Source organism: Saccharibacillus sacchari (assembly GCF_037722395.1).
GTDB classification, from domain to species: Bacteria; Bacillota; Bacilli; order Paenibacillales; family Paenibacillaceae; genus Saccharibacillus; species Saccharibacillus sacchari_A.
In genome coordinates this window covers 581408-599924 of record NZ_JBBKAR010000056.1, presented here as the reverse complement: position 1 = coordinate 599924, position 18517 = coordinate 581408, and the positions used below count along the sequence as shown (strand labels likewise).

15 protein-coding genes are annotated in these 18517 nt (G+C 52.0%); 2 read left to right on the top strand and 13 right to left on the bottom strand.

All coding sequences use genetic code 11. The features are described from left to right. Positions 1-50: 50 nt before the first annotated feature. Both WKI47_RS23930 and htpG read right to left on the bottom strand, forming a co-directional pair. On the bottom strand, positions 51-686 hold the full coding sequence (locus tag WKI47_RS23930) for a hypothetical protein (protein ID WP_340229686.1): 636 nt from the start codon (positions 684-686) through the stop codon (positions 51-53). 292 nt (positions 687-978) lie between these two features. After that, entirely contained in the window at positions 979-2859 is a 1881-nt protein-coding gene (gene htpG, locus WKI47_RS23925; protein WP_340229685.1) for a molecular chaperone HtpG, read from the bottom strand. A gap of 236 nt (positions 2860-3095) precedes the next feature. On the opposite strand from htpG, the gene ybaK reads away from it, so the two are divergent. Both ybaK and WKI47_RS23915 read left to right on the top strand, forming a co-directional pair. Beyond that, positions 3096-3581: a Cys-tRNA(Pro) deacylase gene (gene ybaK, locus WKI47_RS23920; protein ID WP_340229684.1), complete on the top strand. Its 486-nt coding sequence runs from the start codon at positions 3096-3098 to the stop codon at positions 3579-3581. Between the two features lie 50 nt (positions 3582-3631). Continuing rightward, positions 3632-5455 (top strand): diguanylate cyclase, encoded by a 1824-nt coding sequence (locus WKI47_RS23915; RefSeq protein WP_340229683.1) that lies wholly within the window; start codon positions 3632-3634, stop codon positions 5453-5455. Positions 5456-5597: 142 nt separating this feature from the next. Here WKI47_RS23915 and WKI47_RS23910 read toward each other — a convergent pair whose 3' ends face one another. The 11 genes from WKI47_RS23910 to WKI47_RS23860 all read right to left on the bottom strand — a co-directional run bounded on the left by WKI47_RS23910 (position 5598) and on the right by WKI47_RS23860 (position 18414). Next, entirely contained in the window at positions 5598-6623 is a 1026-nt protein-coding gene (locus WKI47_RS23910) for a glycoside hydrolase family 53 protein (protein WP_425355505.1), read from the bottom strand. Positions 6624-6719: 96 nt separating this feature from the next. Next, on the bottom strand, positions 6720-7790 hold the full coding sequence (locus tag WKI47_RS23905) for an arabinogalactan endo-1,4-beta-galactosidase (protein ID WP_340229681.1): 1071 nt from the start codon (positions 7788-7790) through the stop codon (positions 6720-6722). A gap of 30 nt (positions 7791-7820) precedes the next feature. Further along, positions 7821-9446 (bottom strand): sugar ABC transporter, encoded by a 1626-nt coding sequence (locus WKI47_RS23900; protein WP_340229724.1) that lies wholly within the window; start codon positions 9444-9446, stop codon positions 7821-7823. An 846-nt stretch (positions 9447-10292) separates the two neighbouring features. Further along, positions 10293-11183 carry an RNA polymerase sigma factor RpoD gene (gene rpoD / locus WKI47_RS23895; RefSeq protein ID WP_340229680.1) on the bottom strand — a complete coding sequence of 297 codons (891 nt, stop codon included), beginning with the start codon at positions 11181-11183 and terminating at the stop codon, positions 10293-10295. 287 nt (positions 11184-11470) lie between these two features. Next, positions 11471-11596 (bottom strand): hypothetical protein, encoded by a 126-nt coding sequence (locus tag WKI47_RS23890; RefSeq protein WP_340229679.1) that lies wholly within the window; start codon positions 11594-11596, stop codon positions 11471-11473. 424 nt (positions 11597-12020) lie between these two features. After that, a complete protein-coding gene (gene nrdR / locus WKI47_RS23885; protein WP_037282973.1) occupies positions 12021-12482 on the bottom strand; it encodes a transcriptional regulator NrdR in 462 nt (153 codons plus the stop codon). Between the two features lie 57 nt (positions 12483-12539). Further along, complete coding sequence (locus WKI47_RS23880) at positions 12540-13100, bottom strand: lytic transglycosylase domain-containing protein (protein WP_340229678.1); 561 nt, start codon at positions 13098-13100, stop codon at positions 12540-12542. Beyond that, entirely contained in the window at positions 13097-13693 is a 597-nt protein-coding gene (gene coaE / locus WKI47_RS23875) for a dephospho-CoA kinase (RefSeq protein ID WP_340229677.1), read from the bottom strand. The genes WKI47_RS23880 and coaE overlap by 4 nt, the downstream gene beginning before the upstream one ends. Continuing rightward, complete coding sequence (gene mutM, locus WKI47_RS23870; protein WP_340229676.1) at positions 13690-14538, bottom strand: DNA-formamidopyrimidine glycosylase; 849 nt, start codon at positions 14536-14538, stop codon at positions 13690-13692. The genes coaE and mutM overlap by 4 nt, the downstream gene beginning before the upstream one ends. Before the next feature lie 47 nt (positions 14539-14585). Further along, positions 14586-17264: a DNA polymerase I gene (polA, locus tag WKI47_RS23865; protein WP_340229675.1), complete on the bottom strand. Its 2679-nt coding sequence runs from the start codon at positions 17262-17264 to the stop codon at positions 14586-14588. A gap of 121 nt (positions 17265-17385) precedes the next feature. Further along, entirely contained in the window at positions 17386-18414 is a 1029-nt protein-coding gene (locus WKI47_RS23860; RefSeq protein ID WP_340229674.1) for a magnesium transporter CorA family protein, read from the bottom strand. Positions 18415-18517: the final 103 nt, after the last annotated feature.

Sequence of the window (18517 nt, the reverse complement as noted above, 5' to 3'; positions counted from 1 at the left end):
AAGGTCTTGCCCGAAAAAGTCGGACCTGCCTTTCGGCTTGTGCGTCGCGTTTAACCGATTTGTTTTCGCTTGACCCGCACGCTTTCGAAAAACAAACCGCGCCGCTCGTCTTCCCGGTTCTCTGCACTCAATTCCAAAAACCATTCCTGCTCCAGGTCGGCTTTCGATACGATCCGTTCTCTCCAAAACGAAATGCCCGCTTGCTCGTAGTCGTAGCTGTACGCGTCTTCTTCGGCAACGTCCGTTCCGTAACACTTCAACGCCGGCAGCAGATCTTCGACCTCAACCTCGAACAACCGGATGCCTCCGTCCAACGTCGCTCCCATCGCCAGTCCCGTAGCCTGATCCGTTTCGATCTCGACAACCGTTCCCGCTTCGTCGTATTCGATATCGAAAAAGTAAAACAGATTGCGTTCCCGATACTGCTCCAACGCATGTTCCGCTTCTTTTTCGGACATCCCGATCTTAAGTTCCCCGATTCCGATTCCCGCTTCCACTTCGAAAGCGCCCGGCCCCCTCCGATCCCGATCCGACCTGCTTTCCGCCGAATACTGAATCCTCCGCGACGTTCCTTGCTTTCCTTCTTCTCTAGTGTTCCTCTCTTCTTCCCGTCCCCCGCTTTTCAACCCGTACAGACTCTCCAACCTTTTTTTCGTTTCTTCCCATACCCCGTTTTCTTCTTCCATATTTGATCCCTCCCAATCTTTATCCTGACCATCCCCATATTTCTTTATCTCTTCATTATACCTTCTCTTTTTTTTCGCATCAAAAAAGACAAGCCTCTTCCGAAGAAGCCCGCTTGTCCGATGTTTTTTGCTTTTATTCTTTTATCTTTTGGCACTTTGCCCTTAATTCCTACACCTATCAAGAAAAGATAGAGCGGCAGAGGGGGAGTTCGTGTAGGAGCTAAAGCTTTTCGAAGAAAAGCACTTCGGAAGCATAGGCTACGAACTCCCCCCGGCAGCCGCTCGCTCTTTTCTAGACCATCACTTTACACATCATATTCGTAAACTCCACCGGATCTTCGATCGGCAGTCCTTCGATCAGCAGCGCCTGATTGTACAGCAGGTCCGTATACAGATCGAGCTTGGACTTGTCGCTGTCCAGCAAAGATTTCAGCGAAGCGAACACGTCGTGGTTGACGTTCACTTCCAGCACTTTGTCGGCTTTCACGTTCGGGTTGTCCGGCATCATGCTCAGGATTTTTTCCATCTCGATCGAGACTTCGCCGTCGCTGCTCAGGCATACCGGGTGCGAACGCAGACGTTTCGAAGCGCGAACGTTGGATACTTTTCCGGCCAGACGCTCACTCATGTAATCGAACAACTCTTTGTCGCCCGCCGCTTCCGCTTCGTCTTGCTTGTCCGCTTCGCTGTCTTCGATGCCAAGATCGCCCGAAGACACGGAGCGGAATTCTTTCTCGTTATAGCTCAGCAGCACCTTCACGGCGAATTCGTCGATATCGTCGGTGAAGTACAGGATCTCGTAGCCTTTGTCGGCCACCATCTCCGTTTGCGGCAGCTTTTCGATCCGTGCGTGCGATGCGCCAGCCGCATAGTAGATGTATTTCTGTTCTTCCGGCATACGGGAAACGTACTCGTCCAGCGTAACCAGCTTTTTCTCGGTCGACGAGTAGAACATAAGCAGGTCTTTCAAAGCGTCTTTATGCGTGCCGTAGTCGCTGTACACGCCGTATTTCAATTGACGCCCGAACGCTTCGAAAAACTTGTCGTACTTCTCGCGGTCGTCTTTTTGCAGCGATTTGAGTTGGCTTTTGATTTTGCTTTCGATATTTTTGGCGATCAGCTTGAGCTGGCGGTCGTGTTGCAGCATCTCGCGGGAGATGTTCAGCGACAGGCTTTCGGAATCGACCATACCTTTGACGAAGCTGAAGTAGTCCGGCAGCAGATCCGCGCATTTGTTCATGATCAGCACGCCGTTGGCGTACAGTTCCAGTCCTTTTTCATACTCGCGGGAATAGAAATCGAACGGCGGCGTTTCCGGGATAAACAGGATCGAACGGTACACGACCGCGCCGTCGGCATTGATATGCACATGCGAAAGCGGTTTGTCGAATCCGTAATGTTTTTCCGCGTAAAAGTTTTCGTAGTCCGCTTCGGTCAGCTCGTTTTTGTTTTTGCGCCAGATCGGCACCATGCTGTTGACTTGCTCTTCTTCAATCTTCTCGTCGAATTCGCCTTCCGCGTCTTCTTTCGGCACGCGAACGGTCGAGTCCATTTTGATCGGATAGCGGATAAAGTCGGAATATTTTTTCACGATAGAACGCAACCGGTAGTCTTCCAGGAACTCTTCGTAGCTCTCGTCTTCCGTATTGTCCTTGATGGTTAACACGATTTCCGTGCCGACTTCGGCTTTCTCGGCAGGCTCGATCGTGTACCCGTCGGCGCCGTCGGATTCCCACTTGTAGGCTTGGTCTTCACCCAATGCGCGGCTTGTCACCGTTACATGATCCGCGACCATGAACGCCGAGTAGAAACCTACGCCGAACTGCCCGATAATATCGTGGCCGTCTTTGGCTTCGTTTTCTTTTTTGAAAGCAAGCGATCCGCTTTTGGCGATGACGCCGAGATTGTTCTCCAGGTCTTCGCGCGTCATGCCGATCCCGGTATCGACCAGCGTCAGCTTGCGGTTTTCTTTGTCTACGGACAATTTAATGTAATAATTTTCAGGGTTAAAAGTCAGATTGTCGTCGGTCAGCGCCCGATAGTAAATCTTGTCGATGGCGTCGCTCGAATTCGAAATCAGTTCGCGTAAAAAGATTTCCTTTTGCGTGTAGATCGAGTTGATCATCATTTCGAGCAGGCGTTTGGATTCGGCCTGGAACTGCTTCTTTTCCATGCGTGATTTTCCCTCCGATGAGTCAAGATTGTTAGCACTCGTTTTGCCGGAGTGCTAATCCAATTCCATTTATAGCACTGTTAAAAAACCATGTCAAGAAAGGCGGATTCCGCCCAACCCTTTTCGCAATCCCGGTGGCTTGCTACAATGGAGACACATCAACCAGACAAGCGATATAGATGTAGCAAAAGTTATATGCCAAACCATTTCATTTTAAAATAGAAAGGAAAGATGATATGTCAGCTCCAAAGATTCACAAAACGAACGCGATGCGCAAACTCGACGATCTGGACATTCCCTACGATATATTCAGTTACGACAACGAAGATGGACAAATCCACGGATCTGCCGTTGCGGAAAAAGTAGGGCTGAACCCGGAAACGGTATATAAAACGCTGGTCGCCCATGCAGGGAACAACGGCTTTGTGTTCGTCATTCCGGTTGCGCACGAATTGGATATGAAAAAAGCGGCGCGTGCGGCAAACGAAAAGAAAATCGAAATGCTGCCGTTGAAAGAACTGCAAAAATGGACCGGCTATGTACGCGGAGGCTGTTCGCCGATCGGGATGAAAAAACCGTTCCCTACCTTTATCGAAGAAACCGCGCAAACTCTGGAGCAAATCGCGGTAAGCGCCGGAAAAATCGGTTTGCAAGTCCGCCTCGATCCTCAAGCTTTGGCGCAGGCGACCGATGCCCGTTTCGCGCCGCTGATCAAAGATTAGCCTGAAGACGCGGCCGCAAGTTTCAAGTGAAACAAGAGGAGTGTATTTCGTTGAATAATTTACCGAATCCGTTCAAGCGGCGTCGGGACTATGTCGGCTCTTCCGTGATCCGGATCAACTTCTTGTCGATCGGCGTGCTCGGCGTATTCATGTTGGCCAGTCTGCTCTATCTCAACCATTCGATCAAATCCGATCATGCCAGAATCAGGGAAGCGGCCGAAATCCAGTTCAAGATCGACGAGTTGCTTGACTCCATGCTTAGCCAACAGGTCGATCAACGAACGTTTTTGGAAACCGGAAACGATCTGCTACTGGAACAATACCAACAGGACAATGCCCGTTTTCGCGTCGTATCGACCGAGTTGCTCGATATGTTGGGCGCTTATCCCGAATATGTCGACCAGGCCAAACGGTTGATCAATCTGGGCGATCGCTGGCATATCGAGCACGGCAGTCGGTTGCTGTTCAAAAAGCTGCGCGACGAGCCGATTCTCGCTTCGGAGATTATGGCGGATAAACAGGACTTCGACGTGTTCCGCAGCGAAAAAGAAAATTTATCCGATATTTTCGATACTCGCCGGATCGATCAGCGGCATGTTTTGCTGAACCATCTGAACGTGGCCCTGCTCGTGATCGGATTAGCTTTCGCGGCTTTTCAATGTTTGTTTTTATACGTTACGCAGCGCCGTTTGCGAGCCGTACGACGGCCGCTTACCCAACTTGAACATTTCGTTGCGGATTATACGGCGGGTTCCTCATCGGCTTCTTTGCCCGCTTACGAATATCGTGACGAGATCGGACGGTTGGTCGACAAACTGCGAAAAATGCAAGAATCAAAGCATCGCAATTCGCTGTTTTTTGAAGAAAAATACAATCTGTTAGCTCGATTAAGTCTGGCGAACACGCTCGAAGAAGTGTATCGCGAAAGCGTCGCCGGACTCGCCCGGCTGCTCGACGTAGGACGGGTCATGCTGGTCACGTCGAACCGCGACGGCGGCTTTTCGGCCAAAGCCCAGTTTGTCGACGGCGTGATCGAAATGAATCCTCCGCATGCTCCGCTGAAACGCGAACAATCATATGCCATCAGGCAGCATACCCATTCTTTGATCTTCAACGATTGGCACGAAGAAAAACCGCATCTATCGACGGCCAAAAGTTGGGAAGCCGAAAATCTTCGTTCCTCCATGCACGTTCCGATACGATGCGACGGACAAAATATCGGCTATCTCAATCTCGCTTCGGATCGTGCCGACTTCTTCACCCCGTTTATGATGCAACGCATGGAGAAGATCGCGCAGTTGATTGCGGGATCGCTCAAAAATGCCACCGATTCGCAAAATATGCAGCTCGCTGCGATGAAAGACGGACTGACCGGAGTCTGGAATCGCCGTCATTTCGATCAGGAATTGGATAAATTGATCGAGTCCGCGAAAAAAAATGATCCTTCGGTAACCGCGTTTAGCCTAATTTTGATCGACGTGGACCATTTCAAACGGTTTAACGATACCTGGGGGCATACCGAAGGCGATCAGGTACTCCAACATGTGGCTAATATGCTGGAAACGTTCAGTCGTCCAAACGATTTGGTCGCGCGTTTCGGCGGCGAAGAATTCGCCGTGCTGCTTCCCGGCGAGAGCTTGCGGGAAGCCGGCGCCGCTGCCGAACGGCTGCGCAAACTGATCGAATACGATTCATGCTCGCCCGCGTATCAGATTACCGCAAGCTTCGGCGTCGCCGAATATTTTGCGGAACTGGGCAAAGAACCGTTGATCCAAAAAGCGGATCGCGCGTTGTACCGCGCCAAGCAGCTCGGCCGCAACCGCGTGGAGTCGGAGGATCGCGAAGAAACCGCCCATATCGCGGAAAACCTGTAAGCGCCAAGCCTGCGTACCGCGCTCAAGCCCAAGTTCAAAAAAGGACTTTCCCGAAACCGGCAAACGGTTGGCGGAAAAGTCCTTTTTGCGATTGATCGGAAAAGATCGTCTATCACGCTTTGCGGTTTCGCTCAGCCACGGTTTAGTTCAAGAAACCTTCCAGCGCCTGCGTCGGCTTGCCGTCGGTTCCCCAGGCGCCTTTGTTGTAGCCCCCGTTATATCCCGGAGGCGCTTCCGGTTCCCAATAAAATACGCCTTTGCCCCGTCCGTTCGCGATATTGCGGATTTTTTGCTTGATATCGGAAATGAAGCTTTTGGTCGTGGCCGCTTGGTTGTACTCCAGCCCGATTTCGCTCACGATCACGTCTTTGTTGTACTTGGCGATGATGTTATTGGCGTTCGCCACGGCTTGATTGACTTTGGTCTGCCAATCCGACGTGCTCGGATACAGCGACATCGCCACCATATCGAACGTCGCGCCGTTGGCGATCAAGCCGCCGATATTCCATTCGAACAACGCGGAATCGTGCCCGCTAGCCAGATGCACGATCGTTTTGGTGCTGCTGCTGACCGATTTGACGGCGTTGTTGCCGGTGTTCACCAGCCAAGCGTAGTTTTTCATCCCGCCTTGGGAAGCCCGGCCGTCCGGCCACAGCATCCCGTCGCTCGTTTCGTTGCCGATCTGTACCCAGTCCGGCGTTACGCCTTTGTTTTTCATCGTGTTCATGACGTACACCGTATGGCTCCATACCGCGTCCATCAATTGGGTAAAGTTGAAACTTTGCCAAGCGTAAGGCTTGGTCTGCTGACCGGGATCGGCCCACGAATCGCTATAGTGCAAAGTCAGCATGACGCTCATGCCGAGGTTTTTGGCGCGCGCCGCCAGGTCGGCCGCTTTTTCCGCGTTCAGGTAGCCGTTTTTGTAATCGCTCATGTTCGGATTGACCCAGACGCGAATACGCACGGAATTGATCTGATAATCGTCTTTGAGAATTTGCAGAATATCTTTTTGCTTGCCGTTCTTGTCTTTCCAAGTCTGGCCTTGCGCTTCGAGCCCGGCGACCCAACTTATATCGGCTCCTTTGGCGAATGCAGGAGCAGCGGCCGAAGCCGTATTCGTGGCAGTGATCCCCCAGTTCGACAGCAGCAAAACGGCACACAGCATCATCAATATCGCGGTTCGGATCGACTTTCTTCTTTTCATTTTAGCCCTCCTGGTATAAAGCTCGACCGGAAGTGGTGCATACGCGCTTCCGGTCGGCGATTATTTCGTAGTCTGACCCGTCAATGCGGCAAAAGACTTTAAAGCTTTTCCTTCAAAATCGAACATCGTCAGATTCGCCCAGTTGTTCGGATGTCCTACAGACCATTCTTTTTGCGACGGAATCCAGGCTGGCTCCCAGTAATAGAATCCTTCACCCAGCCCATTCGGCACAGCCCGCACAATCGCGATCAGTTCCTCCAAGTACCGTTGTTGACCCTCGACGGTCGGCGGGTATTCCGATAAGGGAAGAAGTCCCTCTTGGCCGTTCATCACCCATTTCGATCCTTCCGGTTCTTCCAGCGTCCACGGGTAAGCCGTTTCGACCACATTGATCGGCTTGCCGTAACGCGAAGCCAGATCATGCAGATTCTCGCGCAGATCGTCCAGCGTTCCATGCCACCACGGGTAAAAAGATTGTCCGATAACATCGAACTCTACAGCCAACTGCCGGAATCGGTCAAAAAATTTCACGCTGGACGCATTGTCGCCGCCTCGGTCGATATGGATCATGACGCGGATCTCCGGACTTGCCGCATGAACGGCTTCGATGCCACGTTTGACCAGTCCAGCAAACCGATCCCACTGTCCGTCGTTATCGTATTCTTCGCCGTCCACCCGACCTTCGTTCCATAGCATGCCCGGCGTAATCTCGTTTCCGACCTGCACCATATCCGGCAAGGCATTTTCCTGTTTCAACGCTTCCAGCACTTCCGCTGTGTAATCGTAAACGGCCTGTGCCAGCTGTTCGTAGGAGAGCGATTCCCAGGCTGCCGGTTTCCATTGGTTGGCTGGGTCGGCCCACTTGTCGGAGTAATGGAAATCAAGCAAAAAGTGCAAACCCAACTGCTTGATCCGTTTCGCGATTCCGACCGTGCGCTCCAGATTGCAAAATCCTCCGGCCGGTTCGTTCCAGATACGCAGCCGCACGGCATTCACGCCTTTTTCCTTGACCAATCCAAGCAGTTCGCGCTCGTTGTCCGATTCGTCGTAGTAACGTCCTCCGCCGTGCTCGATTTCGTCCATAAAAGAAAGGTCCATACCAACAAGAAAATCCGTATTGCGAGTCGTCACGATTCAGTTCCTCCATTTGCTCCGATTCGATTATTTCACACCGTCGTACCATTCATTGACTTCTTGTGTGATTTTGTCGCCACCGCCGGATTTCCAGGTTTCGACGAAAGTGTCAAAAGCGTCGACCGGCGTTTTGCCATAGATGATTTCGTTAAAGACTTGATTCTCGATCTTGTTCAGATAATCCAGACGCGATTTCATCGTATCGGTCGTCGGGCCGGTAAACATGTTTTTCTTCGAAATTTCCTCTTGACTCAAAAGCATTTTGGCCGCAGCCGGCGTTTCTTTGCCATAATTGAGCGCAACGTCTTTTTCCAGCTTCGTGACCGGTTCTTTGCCGTCGGCCAGGTTCATCAGCGCTTTCATCTGGGCATCCGGGATGCGGGCGCCGTCATGTACGAGCAAGTACAGCGTCACATTGACATAGCCGCCGTCGATCTCTTCGCCCGGAATCGGCTGTCCGTTCGCGTCCAGTTGATAATCATAGCCTTCAAACAGACCGTAATCGTAAGGACTGCCCGGAGCGGGATCTGCATAGTTGTCGAACAGATAATTTTGATACGTGAAAAACGCTTCCGGATGCGCCATGTCTTTTTTGATCAAAATGACGCCGTTAGAGAATTTCGTACCGTGACGCATCGCGGTGCCGTCCGGTCCCGTAGGAATCGTAATCGGCTTCCATACGGCATCCGGCACGTTTTTCGCGGTATCCTGAAGCGGCCAACCGCTCATCCAATACGGTCCCGGGATGATGCCTGCTGTTCCGGCTACTGCCGGTTCAGCCGTTTTGTTTTCGTCCCACAGCGCGGCTTCCTGCGGGATATAGCCTTTGCCGAGCCATTCGTTCAGCTTGGTCAGACCCTGCTTCATCGCCGGATTGATCGAGCCGTACTCCAGTTTCCCGTCCGCGCCCACGTTCCACTGCTGAGGCAACGTGCCATAAGCGCCGAAGATCCAGGAAGGATCGCCCATCCACGTGTTCATCGACGTTTTGAAGCCGATGCTGAGCGGAATAACCTGGTCTGGCGACAAGCCGTCCGGGTTATTGTTTTTAAAAGCCTCCATAACGGTCTCCAGTTCATCGATCGTGGTCGGCGTTTCAAGCTTCAGCTTGTCCAGCCAATCCTGGCGAATCCAGAGCAGATAGTCGTTATTGTAAGCGTAGTCAAGAATCGGAATCCCCATCCGTTTGCCGTCACGCGTGTATGGATTCCAGATATTCGGGTCCAGCTCCATCGCTTTTTTCCATGTATCCGACGCGTATTGGTCGAACAGCGGTCCGGCTTCCTGATACATGCCCGAGTCGATCAGGTCCTGCGCCAGCAGATCGTCGCCTACCGTTACAATCTCCGGCATCTCTTGGCCTGAGGACATGGCGAGTCTCATCTTGGTGACAAAAGCGCCGTTGGTATCCGTTACCGACCACAGCGACTTGATGTCGATGCCGAACTTTTCTTTGGCCCACTTGGTCGCTACGCTGTTTTCGATGCTTTCGCCGTCTTTGAATTTGGCGATCGGATTGATGCCCCATGCTGTCGTAATCGTGACCGGCGGATCGTAGCTCTCTTTGTATACGCTTTCAGATTTCGGCGCTTCTGTTTTTGTTTCCGCGCTGTCTCCGCTCGTTGCTCCGCCGCCGCCACATCCGCTTAACATCAGGCCGGCGCACAGCGCCAAAAGGCCCCCTTTGATTCCCCATCGTTTTGTTCCCAACTCTTCCCCTCCCTAAGTTTTGAGATCGTTTCCTTTTTATTGTAGAGGGAAGAGCGCATACGGCCTATGTCACATCTTCAACATTTCTGCACCTTTCGCAACCTCTTAATGGCGGTAGTGTGGCGGTGGAGGAAGAGTTGCGTTTCGGTCGCGCGTTGAAATAAGTGCTAAAATACATTTATTTCGACCAATTTGCTCTCAACTTTTTAAATAGGTACGAATATGCAACTATTTGAAGAAAAAACGTGTGAAAGAGCTTAAGAGCGAGTAATTAAGTGTATATCCGCATTTATTCTCTCAAAATCGTAAAATATGAAGAAAAAAAGTGCATATTCGCATTTATTTTCAAAATCCTGACCCTAACACCCTAACCGTACGCGATTCTCAAGTTGGACGGGCGGGCGAACTTTTCCTAATACGTTGACCCTATTGAATTTGTAGTTTGACGTGGCGAAATGTCAGTTCTATTCGTTCTTAAAGCGTAAACGAATGTATTCGAACGCAAACTCATGTTTTAGCGCGGTCAACGTACTAGTAGCTTGACCAAGATCTTCTGATAATGAAGCAACAGCCGAGGGAGAAATTCAGGTTAAGACGCCTTTGAACGCGGATTCCTTTTGAATTCCTCTACAGTATCCAAGTGAGACAGCGGCTTAAACGAATTTCTCCCGCAGCGCCCCTGCTTCATCCACGAACAGGATTTTGCAACAAAAAAAAGACCGGAACGAAGGGTTCCGGTCTGAGGTCTGCATCGGTATGCAGTCCATGATACTTGTGAAAATTGAAAGTCTACTCCAGGTAGCCTTTCAGAATTTTGCTTCGGCTTGGGTGGCGGAGCTTGCGCAGGGCTTTCGCTTCGATTTGGCGGATACGTTCGCGGGTAACGCCGAACTCTTTACCGACTTCTTCGAGCGTACGGGCACGGCCGTCTTCGAGGCCGAAGCGCAGACGAAGGACGTTTTCTTCACGCTCCGTGAGCGTGTCGAGCACTTCTTCAAGCTGTTCGCGCAGCAAGCCCGCTTCCGCGAACTTGGACGGTGCGATCGCTTCTTTATCTTCGATAAAGTCGCCGAGTTTGGAATCTTGTTCGTCGCCGATCGGCGTCTCGATCGAGACTGGATCTTGCGCGATTTTCATGATGTCGCGGATTTTCTCTTCGGTCATTTCCATGGCTTTTGCCAATTCTTCGACGGAAGGTTCGCGGCCAAGCTCCTGAAGCATTTGACGCGAGACGCGCATGAACTTGTTCATCGTCTCAACCATGTGCACCGGAATCCGGATGGTACGAGCCTGGTCGGCCAGAGCGCGGGTGATCGCCTGGCGAATCCACCACGTTGCATACGTACTGAATTTGAATCCTTTGGTATGGTCGAACTTCTCAACGGCTTTGATCAGACCCATATTGCCTTCTTGAATCAGGTCAAGCAGCATCATGCCGCGTCCTACGTAACGACGGGCAATACTGACAACGAGACGCAAGTTTGCTTCAGCCAATCTGCGCTTGGCTTCCTCGTCTCCTTGTACAATGCGTTCCGCTAGGGAAATTTCTTCGTTTGCAGACAAAAGGGGCGTGCGCCCGATTTCTTTCAGATACATACGTACCGAATCGTCGCTGCCTGCGCCAGTAAGTACGGCTTCTTCCGGAATCTGAGGCGTTTCGGTTTCTAGGTTTCGATCCATCTATAGTTCCCCTTCCTTCCAGAAATTGAGGGTTGACTCCCTAATAAATCGTTCCAAAAACTATTTGACAATAAAATCAATCCGTGCTATGATTTTAATATATTTGTTTATAATAACTAAATTACGGACAGCTATTAGTATAACATCTTTCTTGTTGAAAATCAACCAGGGAAGATTTTTTTTATTTCAATACTAAACAAATTAGTGTATCTCTTATAAATACGTATTACCTTATCAAATACAAAGAGCCTTTCTATGGTTATCCATAGAAGGGCTTTTTTGGCTATCTACTTCATTTGAACCCGCCGGTCGATTAGCTTGATCGTCAGCCAGATCCAGAGCGCCACGACAACCGCCTCAAAAATGAATGCTGCCCAGCCCGTATCGACACCTTGAATTCGTAAGTTGATCATGGACTGGCTCTCGATTCGCATACCCGGAATAGACACGCACGAACAGTAAACCATTTTTTAAAAAACAAACAAAAAAGCGTTCATATGCTTAAGGCAAATGAACGCTCTACTTACTCTCCTACCAAAACCCGATTCCAAAAGCGCCTAGGGCGTGTCTTCAAACCTGCCGATGTGCATCTTTTACCGCCTTTTCGCCCTCTCCTTCGTCACTTTCTCTTGACGTGCCCCGGCACGCCTTCGAAAAAGTTCCTTGTTGAGAACGAAAATTCGGCAAAATCTGCTTCCATCGAGGTTTGAAGACACACCCTAGCGGAGGGAGAAATTTAGTGAAAGACGCCTTTGAAGGCTTAAAGCCGTAGGCTTTATGACTGAGACAGCGTCTTGAACGAATTTCTCCCGCAGCGCCCCCTTGCGAATCGGATTTTCACTGCCCATCTTTCGACAGCAGCGTCTTCAGTTCCTTCATGAACATATTAATGTCCTTGAACTGCCGATACACCGAAGCAAAGCGCACGTAGGCCACTTCATCCACCGGGTATAGCTCTTGCATAACCTGCTCGCCGATCTGACCGCTTTCGATCTCGGCCACTGCCGTATTGCGTAGGGAACGCTCAACACGGGATACGACCGTCTCCAACTGCTCCACGGATACCGGACGCTTTTCGCAAGCTCGGATCAATCCGCGCAAAATTTTGTCCCGGCTGAATTCCTCGCGGCTTCCGTCCTTTTTAATAACAATCAGCGGCGTCTCCTCGACCATCTCAAACGTCGTAAATCTCCGAGCGCAGCTTTCGCATTCGCGCCTTCTTCGGATCGATTTATTTTCGTTGGCCGGTCTTGAATCCAGCACGCGGGTACCGCTGTAATCGCAATAGGGGCATTTCAAGATTTTCACTTCCTTTCTTACGGCAGCAGAGCTTCCGCAGAGGGTTCTCTGTCCGGCTTAGAACGTCTCGTAAACCTTCGTATACTGATTATAATAGTAAACGACCCGCTGTACATAGTGCCGAGTCTCTCCGATTGGAATATTCCGCACACTTTCCAGCTTACCGTCCCAAGTGCCTTCCTCCAGCCATTTCTTCACATTGCCGGGGCCCGCGTTGTACGCAGCCACTACCGCCAACGTATTATCGCCGAATTGATCGGACAGATTACGCAAATACCAGGTTCCGATACGAATGTTCGTATCCGGCTCGTGTTTGATCCGCTCGACCGTCGCTTCGGGCAGCTTTCCCTGTTCGATCGCCCAGGTTGCCGTATCCGGCATCAGCTGCATGATTCCGAGCGCGCCGACCTTGGATTCCTTGCTGGGTTTGAAGTTCGTTTCCACCCGAATAATCGACGCGATCAAAAACGGATCAATGGCATAGGAGTCAGACTGCTTCCGGATCTCTTCCTTATAACCGATCGGGTAGACCCAGGACATCCATCCATTACTGAAAAAAAGCGCGCCCAATACCAAAACAAACAGCGGCAATACCCATCTTTTCTTCAGCATTCTCATCGCGCCACCCATTGCTTCAGCAGCACCTCGACCTGACGCTGCGTGTTTTCGAGCGTACCGCTGTTGTCGATCACAAAGTCCGCTCTGCGCTTTTTCTCCTCGATATCGAGTTGGGCATTTAAGCGGCCTTCCGCCTGCTCGGGCGCCAGGCCGTCCCGCGACGTCAACCGATCCAACTGCACGGCACGCGGCACGTAGACCACGACGACTTTCTCGTATAAGTTCTCTAATCCCGACTCGTACAAAAGCGGAATGTCCGCAACCACGATTCCTGTTGGATTGGCGGCTTCCGCAACCTCGACCTGCCTGCGAATCTCCGCACGGATGGCCGGATGAACGATCGCATTGAGCGCTTGACGTTCCTCGGGTCGGTTAAAAATATGCTCCGCCATCCGTCGCCGATCCAAACCGCCTTCCGGCAGCAGAAACTCCGGTCCGAATCGGTCGGCTACGGCAGCCAACAACGGTTGTCCCGGATTCATCACGTCACGCGCAATCAGGTCAGCATCAACAATCCGAACGCCTTGAGCCGCCAACATTTTGGAAACTGTGCTTTTGCCTGTTGCGATGCCGCCGGTCAATCCGATTCTCATGCTTGATGCCCTCCTTCGCTTGGCTTTTGGCAGGTTGGGCAGTAATGGGTACCGCGTCCGCCTACCACAATGCGCTCGATCGGAGTGCCGCAGTTATGACAAGGCTGTCCTTTGCGGCCATAGATTCGGTGCTGATCCTGGAACGAGCCCGATTCGCCTTGACCGTTCACGTAGGATTTCACCGAAGATCCGCCCGCAGCGACCGCTTCGTTCAGGATATCCACAATACAGCGATGCAAACGTTCCAGCTCCAACCGGGTCAGACTCCCTGCCGCCCGCTCGGGATGCAGACCTGCGCGGAATAACGTCTCGTCCACGTAAATATTGCCGATGCCCGCCACAATCTCCTGATTGAGCAGCACCGTCTTCAGACGAGTCTTCTTTCCTTCCAGCTTTGCGCCCAGCGCGTCTGCCGTAAATTCCGGCACCAAAGGTTCAAGACCGAGCTTGAGCAGCGGCGCGCCCGCAAATTCTTCCCCGGCAGGCAGCAAATCCATCGTCCCGAACTGCCGAACATCGCGGTAACGCAGCTCGGTACCGTCCGTAAAGTGGAAAATAACATGGGTATGCTTTTCCACCGGATCGCTTGACGCGTACAGCCCGTAACGGCCTTCCATGCGCAAATGGGAAACGATCACCCAACCATCCAGGTTAAAACGCAAAAACTTTCCGCTGCGCTCGATAGTATGCACTTTTTGCCCTTCGAGCAGCGCGGCGAACATCAGCGGATCTTCCGGACGACGGATGATACGCGGTAACGACACGGTAACGCGCTCGATCGTTTTGCCCGTAATGAGTGTATTTAAAGTTCGTCTGACGGTTTCGACTTCTGGTAATTCCGGCATGCTTTTATCACCTTTCTGTATGGCAACCGGGTTATCCGGCAATGCGATTATTTCGCTTCGTACCAGTTGTCGCCGAAGCTGACGTCTGCCTTCAACGGCACGGACAGTTTAAGCGCGCCTTCCATCGTTTCCGGTACGAGCTTTTTCATGAGTTCCAATTCGTCCGCCGGCACTTCGAATACCAATTCGTCATGCACCTGAAGCAGCATACGGCTTTTCAGCCCGCGCTCGGCAAGCACCGCGTCCACCTGAACCATCGCAAGCTTGATAATGTCCGCGGCGGTGCCTTGAATCGGAGTATTCATGGCCGTACGCTCGGCGAACGAACGCTGCGCGAAATTCCGGTTATGGATATCCGGCAGATAGCGGCGACGTTCAAGCATCGTTTTGACGTAACCGTCTTTTTTCGCTTCTTCGACGATATCGTGCATGTATTGCTGAACGCCTTTGAACGCGGCAAAATACTGCTCGATAAACTCGGCCGCCTGCCCCCGTGTAATACCCAGGTTTTGCGACAGGCCGTAATCGCTAATCCCGTACACGATTCCGAAGTTAACGGCTTTCGCCGAACGGCGCATATTGGAGTCGACCTCTTCTTTTTTCACGCCGAACACGTCCATCGCCGTTTTCGTATGGATATCCATATCGTGCAGGAACGCTTCCTTCAACCCTTCGTCGTTCGAAATATGAGCCAACACGCGAAGTTCGATCTGCGAATAGTCGGCGGCAAGAATCGTCCAACCCGGCTCCGAAGGAACAAAGGCTTTGCGAATTTTTCGGCCTTCCTCCAGACGAATCGGAATATTCTGAAGGTTCGGGTATTGGCTGCTCAGACGTCCCGTCGCGGTCAAAGCCTGACGGTAATACGTATGCACTTTCCCCGTTTCCGGGCGGATTTCTTTTAGCAAGCCGTCGATGTACGTCGATTGCAGCTTGGCCAATTGGCGATACTGCAAGATGGTCCGTACGATCGCATGATAAGGCGCCAATTCTTCCAGTACTTTGGCATCGGTCGAATAACCGGTTTTGGTTTTCTTTTTCACGGGCAGGCCCAGTTTGTCAAAAAGGATCTCACCCAATTGGCGCGTCGAGTTAATGTTGAATTCAGTTCCGGCATGTTCGTAGATCTCGCCTTGCAGGCGCTTGATTTCAACTTCGAATTCGCTGCCCAATGCTTCCAGATCATCCGGATTGACGGCGATTCCCTGCTTTTCCATATCGGCCAGAATGCGCGAGAGAGGCATCTCCAGCTTGTAAAAAAGATCGTTCATTTCGAAGCTTTCCAACAGCTCGCGCTGCTTCGGAATGATGGCTTCCAGCGCTTCGACTTTACGCGCCGAGTGAGCCGCGAGCGTCTCGACGTCCGGCCACGCGAATTTGGTCAACCGGCCGTAGACCGCTTCGTCTTCGGCAAGCGTCGGCAGTTCGTATTTAACCGCAAGACCGCTTACCGTTGTCGCCGTTTCCGTCGGGTCAATCAGATAAGCCGCAAGCTGCGAATCGAATGCCGCGCCCGCGAAATGCACGCCGTTCCAATACAGCGCCAGATCGGTACGGTGCAGATCGTAGCCACTTTTCGGCGCGTCGGCGTTTTCCAGCCAATCCAGGATCGGCGAAGCTTTCGACAAACGCAGCAGTTCGAACGGCACGTAATAATACCGCCCTTGCCCGTGCAGCGTAAGTCCGGCGACTTCGGCGTGATGCGGGTTGTCGCCGTGCGTTTCCGCGTGCAGCACGCTGACGTCCGGCAGGAATTCGATCAGTTCGTCCAGTATGTTTTCGTCCGCGATCCGTACGTCGAGCGGCGGACGGTCTTCCGCTTTCGGAGCCGGTTCCGCGAACGGATCTTCGTCTTCTTGGCCGGCATACGGAATCTTTTCGATCAATGAATTAAACTGAAGCTTGCGCAGCACGGGTTCCGCCGTGTCACGGTCCGCCCCCGCATAAGCCAACTCGTTCCATTCCAGCGGCAGCGGGACTTCGCGGAAAATGGTCGCCAGTTTTTTGCTAAGCAGCGCGCTATCCTTGTTTTCTTCGACTTTTTCCTTTTGCTTGCCTTTCAGCTTGTCCGTATTGTCCAGCAGGTTCTCGACCGAGCCGAATTCATGCAGCAGCTTCAATGCCGTCTTTTCGCCCACGCCCGGCACGCCGGGAATATTATCGGACGAATCGCCCATCAAGCCTTTGAGATCCACGATCTGCGTCGGCGTCAGGCCGAAACGCTCCATGATCTGTTCCGGCCCATGCGGCAGCACGTCGCCCACTCCCTTGCCCTTGAGCAAGTTGATGCGTACGTGTTCCGAAGCGAGCTGAAGTACGTCCTGGTCGCCGCTGACGATGACCGTTTCGCATTTCTCTTTGTCGGCCCGATCCGCGAGCGTTCCCATAATATCGTCGGCTTCGTAATTTTCCAACTCGTATTGCTTGATGCCCAGTGCCTCGATCAGCTCTTTCAACAAAGGAAACTGCGTCGTCAGCTCGGGCGGCGTTTTTTGGCGTCCTGCTTTGTATTCGCTATACGTGTCGTGTCTGAATGTCTTCTTGCCTGCATCAAACGTGACCAGGATGTGTGTCGGCTTCTCGTCCTGGAGCAGCCGAAGCAGCATCAGCATAAAACCGTACACCGCGTTGGTCGGCCGTCCGTCGGCCGTCTGTAGCGGGGCAGTAATGCCGTAGAATGCCCGGTAAATCAGATTGTTGCCGTCGATCATCATTAATTTGTCCATGCACAACCTCCGCTTTGGTGTAATCTTCGTTCCTCTATGATACCATCAAACGCGCAAAAAGCCGAATCCCGCCTCTGCGAAATCCGGCAAAAAAAGAGAGCGCCGGGGCAAGGAAAAGCTATCATTTATCGGCGCGACGCTCCCTTTTTCCCGCTCGTCTTCTGTGGGTGGAATCGGTGTCCATATTGAGGATATCCGCCGTAAGCCCCCGCTGTTTTAGCCACCAATAGGTTGCTCCCGTAGAAGCCAAGATCACGGCCAAAGCGAACACATATCCCAACGGCCACGACAGTTCCGGCATATGCTCAAAGTTCATCCCCCAGATGGCGCCAAGCGCCGTCGTTGGCGTCAACAGCACCGTATAAAGGGTCAGCGCCTTCATGATATCGTTCGAACGGTAATTGGTAATATTCTCGTCAACCCGCAGCAGGGAGTCGATCTCCTCGTCATACTCGCGCTGGAGCATCCCGATTCTGCGCAGGCGCAGATCCAGAATATGTTTGCAATCCGACTCTTCTACATCGCTGTGGAAAGTCTCTTCGGAAGCATAGCGGATTTCCTTGATCGGAATGATCTGCGCGTTCCAATAGGTCAAGTCGTTGCGCAGATTAATCGTTTGTTTCAAAATCCGCTTGTCGTTGCGGGTCCGTATCTCTTCTTCCAGCGCATGCAAGCTTTGTTCGAATTGATCGGATTGGATAAAAAAGAATTCCAGAATTTCGCTCAGCAGCGCCAACAGCGCATCGATCGGCGTAGGACAGGCGAGCATGGACTCGGCCAAACGTTCCTCGTCCGTTCGAGTCAGCCCGACGCCCAGATCGCCGATCAGAATCAGCAGGTCCTTTTTCACGTAATAATGGATCAACAGATTATTGTCGCGCTTGTTCGGTTCCATATCGAGCGAAAGGGTTCCGTTGAGCACGCTGTGTTCGTAATCGGCATGGCGAGCTATGGCAAGCGTGCGGTTATGCGTTCTTGCCGTACTCTCCGCCAACCATTGAAGAATAGCTGGGTCGGCTACGTGGTCGGGATGTTTTTTCGCTTCAACATGATCCGAGAACGCGTACCATTTCCACTCCCGCCCCGCTTCTTTTTCCTCTGCCGGTTGTTCTTGCTCTCTATGTATGCGTGGTTGATCTTTATCATTCATACCGTTTCTTCCTTCCCTGCATACTCATGTCCGCCTTATCCATTACCCTGCCGACTTCATTCTGCAAACCAAATTGAAAAGCCCGCACTCTCCGGCAGGGAAT

Excerpts from the sequence above, each read along its gene's own strand:
- WKI47_RS23880 (WP_340229678.1), bottom strand. The coding sequence starts at position 13,100 with ATGAGAATGCTGAAGAAAAGATGGGTATTGCCGCTGTTTGTTTTGGTA.
- coaE (WP_340229677.1), bottom strand. The coding sequence starts at position 13,693 with ATGAGAATCGGATTGACCGGCGGCATCGCAACAGGCAAAAGCACAGTT.
- mutM (WP_340229676.1), bottom strand. The coding sequence starts at position 14,538 with ATGCCGGAATTACCAGAAGTCGAAACCGTCAGACGAACTTTAAATACA.
- htpG (WP_340229685.1), bottom strand. The coding sequence starts at position 2,859 with ATGGAAAAGAAGCAGTTCCAGGCCGAATCCAAACGCCTGCTCGAAATG.
- WKI47_RS23890 (WP_340229679.1), bottom strand. The coding sequence starts at position 11,596 with ATGATCAACTTACGAATTCAAGGTGTCGATACGGGCTGGGCAGCATTC.
- WKI47_RS23900 (WP_340229724.1), bottom strand. The coding sequence starts at position 9,446 with ATGTTAAGCGGATGTGGCGGCGGCGGAGCAACGAGCGGAGACAGCGCG.
- rpoD (WP_340229680.1), bottom strand. The coding sequence starts at position 11,183 with ATGGATCGAAACCTAGAAACCGAAACGCCTCAGATTCCGGAAGAAGCC.
- WKI47_RS23930 (WP_340229686.1), bottom strand. The coding sequence starts at position 686 with ATGGAAGAAGAAAACGGGGTATGGGAAGAAACGAAAAAAAGGTTGGAG.
- WKI47_RS23910 (WP_425355505.1), bottom strand. The coding sequence starts at position 6,623 with ATGATGCTGTGTGCCGTTTTGCTGCTGTCGAACTGGGGGATCACTGCC.
- WKI47_RS23860 (WP_340229674.1), bottom strand. The coding sequence starts at position 18,414 with ATGAATGATAAAGATCAACCACGCATACATAGAGAGCAAGAACAACCG.
- ybaK (WP_340229684.1), top strand. The coding sequence starts at position 3,096 with ATGTCAGCTCCAAAGATTCACAAAACGAACGCGATGCGCAAACTCGAC.
- polA (WP_340229675.1), bottom strand. The coding sequence starts at position 17,264 with ATGGACAAATTAATGATGATCGACGGCAACAATCTGATTTACCGGGCA.